Raw genomic sequence first — 6,422 nt, forward strand, 5'->3', positions numbered from 1 at the left:
AGACCCGCGCCGCGTTCAGGATCTCCGCTTCGCAAACACCGGCCGCGGCTTGCGCGGGGCGCAATCCCGTGTCCTCAAAGATAAACGCCGTCAGTACGGCCAGAGCCAGAATACGGAGTTTGTTCACGGCCCTGTCCCCCATGCTGATTTGATCCCTGTCGACCGGCACCGTCGCCATTGTTTCCACGGCCCGAAGATTGCGCGTCTCCGGAACTAGACCCCTGGAAATTGCCCTGGAATCCTTGTTGCTGCGCCTGGTTCGCCGGGCGATCGGCTGAAGCCACATGCTGGATCGTGATCTGTTCAACGGCAAAGCCCTGGGCTCGCATGGCCTTCAGGATGGATTGATTGTCATCGCTGAGTTGGCGATAGGCCGCTGCTGTCTCGACCTTGATCGATACCGACAGCTCCTCTCCCGAAAGTTTCAAGACTGCGGTCACATTGCCGAGCGACAGGGGATTGAGTTGAAGCTTGAGCGTATGCAGCATCTGGCCGGTTTGCGGCTGGGCGGCCGCCGCAGCCTGAGCCGGCGCCGTGCGCTGCGCGGCGAGTGCGGCGTCTCCTGCCTCGATCAGTGACCGGGTCAGCATCTGGGCATTGCCGGTCAAGGACTGTGACGGCATGAACCGGCGCGATTCACTCACCTCGACATTGGCGATCTTCGGATTCACGGAGTCTTCAGCCGACCGGACCGCGCCGGCGCTTTTTCGCTGCGCGCCGTCGGCAAGCCGGTCATCAACGCCCTGGTTTTTCGAACCGGATCCAGCAGACGATTCGTCCGCGATCCCCAGAGACCGAATTGCCTCCCTGGCTTCACTTGAAACCTTCTCTCCCTTAGCAGCGGTTGCGGCGGGCTGCGGTTTGGCAGGCGCCTGCGCTCCCTGTCCCATGCGGCCGTTTCCGCCCAGCTGTGCGGCCACGACCGGGCCTGAGGTCTGTGCCGCCTGACTGGCTACGACTGGCGTGACAGCTGCCGAGGCCGCTGTGGCGTCAGCCCGGGTGCCGGTCTTGGCCGGCTCCGGTTGCGTGCTGTGTTCCTCGGGCCGCGGATGCTCGTCATTCCTGACCGGCTCCTGCTTAGCCTGGGCCACACCATCCTCCGGCTGCCCGGTCTCCGTCACATCGGCGGGTTCCGTGGCAGGCGCTTGCTTCGGCAACTGGACGGCTCCGGGTGCGACGGACAAGACATTGTCGGCGGTCGCGTCAGCCTCAACCGCTTGGTTACTCACCAAAGTCTGCAATTGTGCCGGCTCTTCGCCGTCTGCAGCCGTTTCGGCTTCACCGTCCGCAGCCGTTTCGGCTTCCCCGGCGGCGGCCGTGCTGGACATCAGGCCGGCCAACAAGGAGAGGATTTCATCGGATTGGGCGGTGGGAGCGGGTGTCACCGCGTCCGGACCATCCACTTCGGCGTCTGCTGCGACATCGGGTGACCGATCGGGGTCATCCTTGTGTTCCAACGAATCGGTTTTCGCGGGCACGCTGCGCTTCTGGCCCGAGAGCACCGAGGAAAAAGCATCATCCGCGGCGTCGGCACCGGTGGCGTCGGCTTCCGTTCTGACAGGCGAGCGTACCGGCACTTGCCGTTGCAAAACTATATCCAAGGCACTCACGACCCTTTATCCTCTTCTACGCCCTCAAGCAGCTTGTCTATGCGCTCAAGTGTTTGCTTGCGATCCGATACAAACCCCCGGAAGACTTCGTCCGCGGCAGCGGTTTCCTCGTCTATCTCGGCTTCGCCATCCCTGTTGTACGAAGAATTCGCGCTGACATTCTCGCCTGCGGCAAGCGGCCGGCTATCGGTGTCATTTCCAACTCCCGATGTGTCCATATTGGGCGAGAATGCTTGTGTGAGGCTGTTCGGGTCGGGCTTTCGCAACACCTCTGCGGCAATGATCTGGGCTGCCTCCCGCAATGCCCGATCGCGCCCGGACAGTTGGCGCCCTGGCATCGCATTGAGCCGGGCCAGAACACCATCGACGCCATCGGTCGGAATTCGGGCCATGCCCGAATAGAGATCGGCAAGCGCTTGCGGCGCGCTGTCGGTGGGACCAAGCAACTCTTCCGCCTTGCCGGAGGCAAAAACAGCCAGATCCCGCAGGCCCGAGATAGCCGCCTTTCGGGCGATGCGCAGATAGACTTCACGTTTGCGCGGACGATCCATGAACGACAGGATTTCGCTCAACCGCTCGTCGCCAACCTTGCCGTAGTTGAGTACCACCAGATCAACGAGAAGATCAGCATACTGGCCGGCATAGGGTGAGTTGATGAAACGCCGGGCATAGAGCTGTGCGTATTTCAGGGCCTCATCGACAAGGTTCTTGCGGGCGGCGATAAACAGCGATCGACGCAACGCGGCTTCCTCGATCAACGTTCCAGGCGCTGTAAGCCGCGCCCAATCAAACAATTCAAGCGCGGAGAGATCATTGGTGGCCGCCAGGACATTTGCCGCCACCAGGGTCATGTAGGGACCGATTTCAGTGTCCTTGTAGGTCTCGACCACCTCGGCAAGGGTTGTTTTTGTTTTTGCGGCACGGCCGTTGAGATAAGCCCGGAGCACGGTGACGACTTCATTATCGAAGTTTCCGAACTTATCCTTGATGGCAAGAATATCGAGCGTCTCGGGATTGCCGCCGCTCATGGCGTAAATCAGCGCTGCATCGACATTGCGGGGATCGTCGAAAACCTTCTGATCGGCGCTGCGCAAACGGCTTTCGATCACCCCGATCAGAAAGCGTTGCATCTCCATGGCCGAGTGATCGCCCCGGACCACGGCGTCCTGCACGAATTGAAGCGAGCGTACCAGCTTGTAGGGCTCGAGCGCCTCGATATCACCGGCCATGGCGAAATCGTTCAGGTTATCACCGGCACCGGGTGACGAGGCCGGGGTTTCTGCGCGAGATGGTCCGTCCGGGAGGTTCGGGTCCTGTAGTCCCAAATCATGGACCTCGGCGGCTGGATGCGCTGCGGGCTGCTCCTGAGCAGATGCCCCGAACGCGAAAGTCGCCGCGAAAGCGGCGAAGCAGACAAGACCCGGGCGAAGCATGCGCGGCACGATCAGCTCCCTTCGGCCTCGACCAGGATTTCAATGCGGCGATTGACCTCGGACAACGGATTATTGGTATCCTTCAGACGCCGGTCGGCGAAGCCTGAAACCTGGACAATCCGTTCCTCCGGAATACCGCCGCGCACCAGCATGAATAGCGCCGAATGAGCTCGCGCCATGGACAGCCGCCAGTTGTCATCATTGCCAGAGGCAAACGGACGTGCATCGGTGTGGCCCCGGATGGCGATCTTTCCCTGCCGCTCGGAAAGTATCCGACCGATTTTCTCCATGGCTACCACCAGATCGCGTCCGGGCACAGCCGATCCCACCTGGAACATGCCGAAATCGAGCTGATCGGTGATCGACACCAGCAAGCCGCCTTCCGTCGGGGTTACGGTGATGCCCTCGGCCAGCTTGCCGACCGCGCCGCCCAGCGCCTTGCCAATCTCGTCCTTGAGCACTTCGGCCTCTGCTTCGGCCTGAACAAGCTTTTCCGCAGCTTGTTGCCGGGTCATCTCAGCCATCTCCCCTGTATCGGGTGCGGCCATAGAACTGTTGCTATTCATCCCGGCTTGCGCGGCATTGGCGCCAGCATCTTGCGCACCGGCATCGCCGGCTGACGCCAGCTTTTCAGGAAAGCCCTCAGCCTCGACCATCGACTGGCTTTCTTCCAGCGATTTGCGTTCCTGCTCAATCTGCTTGGACCAAAAATCCGGATCGAAGGGGTCGCGGTAGGCCTCGCCGCCCGACGCACCGGTGGCAGGACCTGATTGTGCCGCGCCACCATCACCCTTTGCAGAAATATTGCTTTGGGACCCGGTTTCCTGAGCGATTTCGGCCAGCACCGAATAGGGATTTTCGAAATAGTCGGCTTCCGAATAGTCCTGCTTTTCGCCGATCGTGGTGTTTTCCTGCGTTCCGGCTTCCCCGGCCTGCCCGTTGGTGGTTTCCTCACCCTCGGATTTCGACTTGGGGGCCGTGGCTTCGCCATCGGCGGTGTTTCCGACCTGCTTGATGCCACGATCGGTCGGCTTGTCGTCCATCAGCTTGATCGGGTTGAAATAGCTCGCAACCGATGCCTTGGTTTCCTCGTTGGCGGCGTTGACCAGCCACATCACCAGAAAGAAAGCCATCATTGCCGTCATGAAGTCGGCATAAGCGATTTTCCAGACTCCGCCGTGATGCCCCTCCTCGCCGCCGCGGCGACGCTTGACGATGATGATTTCGTTTTTACCCTGGTGGGTGGTGGAAGCGTCGCTCATGTCCGGCTCTCCGCAAGAGCCTTCGCCCAGGCTGAAAGCCGTGTGGCGAACCGGGTCCGGTCAATCTCCACTTCAATGTCGAACTCGCCGGTTTCCTGAACAACGAGCTTGTCAGCGGCGGAACCAAGTGCTTCGCGCAATGCCGATACAAGCCCTTCCGGTCCTGACACGCAGATCCGGCCGGCATTCTCCAGCTCCAGAATGGCGCGAATTTCATCGGCAAGTCCGGTTATGATACGGGCACGGACCGCTTCGTCGATCAACGGCACCAGCACAGCCTCGACATCGCCGGCAATCAACCCGGCGATCTCGTCATTTCTGGCAGCAATTGCCTTGGGAATGGATTGAGCGGCGTTGACTTCCAGCTCCGCACGCAACGCCTCAAGCTCTGCGGCATGGCGGCTCGCTTCAGACTGGAGTTCGCTTTGATGACGCTGCGTGAGTTCGGCGCGCACCCTTGCCTCACCCTCGGCCCGGGCTTCGGCGCGAATCGCTTCAATATCAAATTCGGGGTCGGTTGCCCGCCTGGGGGAGTCATCCTCACGCCCTGAAACCTGAAAGGCGTTGATGTGGGACAATTCGAAGTCCGGCAGAAACCGTGCAAGACTGGCCGTCATGGTCGTCTCCGGTTGGTGGCGATAGCTGGCAATAGCCGGTTCAACGTCTTTCCCTTCGTTTGGCGACCACGCCGGGGGCAAGATGCGAACACCCGGTCATCGGTCCGGAAAACCTAGAGAGCAAAACTTGCGTGGGCATGACCGCACGCCTGACCGGCCAGGTCACAAGACGTGAAAAGTTCCAAAACAGCCGCTGGACCGCACCAAGGGCAATTTTGGTGCGATCCAACTGATCCACCATGTCCGATGACCGGCGGCACGGCAGAATATGATCACTCGACCCATCCGCCATAGGTAGGGTTCCAGCTTACTGCTGGAAGAGTGACAGGATGTTTTGCGAGTTGGAATTGGCGATGGAGAGCGACTGGATACCCAGTTGCTGCTGAGTCTGCAGCGCCTTCAGTCTGGTCGATTCCTCGTTCATGTCCGCGTCAACAAGTCGGCCAACGCCCTTGTCGATCGAATCCATGAGATTGGCGACGAAGTCTTCCTGCATCGAGACGCGCTTGTTGATCGCACCCAGATTTGATGCCGCATCGGTCATCTGGTTGAGCATTGAATCCACCACCCGGATCATGTCATCAACTTCGGCATCCGATGTTGTGGATGTCAAGGCGATCGCCGCGCCGGCTGCGACGGTTCCTGAGACTGAACCGGTGTCGATCAGGTAATAATTGCGTGCCGTCGTTGTGGCCGCATCCGGATCGAGCGCGTTAGCGTCGATATCCTTGGTCAGGATGCCGAGGCTTTCATTGTTAGCCCCGATCAACGTCAGGCTGGTCACGTTGACATCCAGCGTCGTGACCGTCACCAGACCATTTACGTCGCGATTGAAGCCGCCGACGACTGATTTGGTGCCGGCTACCGCGGTGGAGGTATTGTTGAGCCAGTTCTCACCGGAGAACGATGCTGATTCGGAGATCGACTGCAGCTGGTTCTTGAGCTCGGTGAGTTCCTTGTCGATCTTGGTCTTGTCGACACCGGGTTCGCGCGCCGCGACCAGCTTGGCCTTGATTTCCGAAATCACCTCGATCGAGCTGTCCATCGCGGTGTAGGCGATATCAACCTTTGCCGCTCCGAGACCGAGAGCGTCCTTCACGGTGGAAAGCGCCTTGTTGTCGGATCGCATTGTCGTGGCGATCGACCAGTAGGCCGCGTTGTCGCCTGCGTTTTCAACACGGAAGCCCGAAGAAACCCGTGCCTGTGTCGTTTCCAAATCGGAATTGATCGTCCGAAGCGTCTGAAGAGCAGCCATCGCGGCTGTATTTGTCATAATGCTGGTCATAAAAAATGCCCCAAAAATTGCCCAGGGACATACCGGCCGCTTTTCCGGTTACGGTGAATTTGCATCATGCAGCCCGGAGCATTTCATTGCCCATGCGATCCGGTTCACCGTTGGTAACTAAGGAGTAAACGTTTATAGTTAATCAACAGTTAACTCAACCCCTTGTTAACCGGCAAGTGCGTTGCGGGACCAAAAAAATCCGAACGCGAAAAGGG

The 6,422-nt window shown here is 59.7% G+C and carries 5 protein-coding genes; all 5 read right to left on the bottom strand.

Annotated elements, in window-relative coordinates; translation table 11 throughout:
- Positions 1–74 precede the first annotated feature (74 nt).
- The gene (locus tag ABJN75_RS19055) at positions 75–1,610 is read right to left on the bottom strand and encodes a flagellar hook-length control protein FliK (protein ID WP_348441176.1); all 1,536 of its coding nucleotides are present in this window, start codon (positions 1,608–1,610) and stop codon (positions 75–77) included.
- A complete protein-coding gene (locus ABJN75_RS19060) occupies positions 1,607–3,052 on the bottom strand; it encodes a chemotaxis protein (protein WP_348441177.1) in 1,446 nt (481 codons plus the stop codon). Before ABJN75_RS19060 ends, ABJN75_RS19055 begins: the two co-directional genes overlap by 4 nt.
- Positions 3,053–3,054: 2 nt before the next feature.
- Entirely contained in the window at positions 3,055–4,305 is a 1,251-nt protein-coding gene (locus ABJN75_RS19065) for a MotB family protein (RefSeq protein ID WP_348441178.1), read from the bottom strand.
- On the bottom strand, positions 4,302–4,922 hold the full coding sequence (locus tag ABJN75_RS19070; protein WP_348441179.1) for a hypothetical protein: 621 nt from the start codon (positions 4,920–4,922) through the stop codon (positions 4,302–4,304). The genes ABJN75_RS19065 and ABJN75_RS19070 overlap by 4 nt, the downstream gene beginning before the upstream one ends.
- A gap of 307 nt (positions 4,923–5,229) precedes the next feature.
- On the bottom strand, positions 5,230–6,207 hold the full coding sequence (locus ABJN75_RS19075; protein WP_348441180.1) for a flagellin: 978 nt from the start codon (positions 6,205–6,207) through the stop codon (positions 5,230–5,232).
- Positions 6,208–6,422: the final 215 nt, after the last annotated feature.

Source organism: Hoeflea sp. (assembly GCF_039975035.1).
GTDB lineage: Bacteria > Pseudomonadota > Alphaproteobacteria > Rhizobiales > Rhizobiaceae > Hoeflea.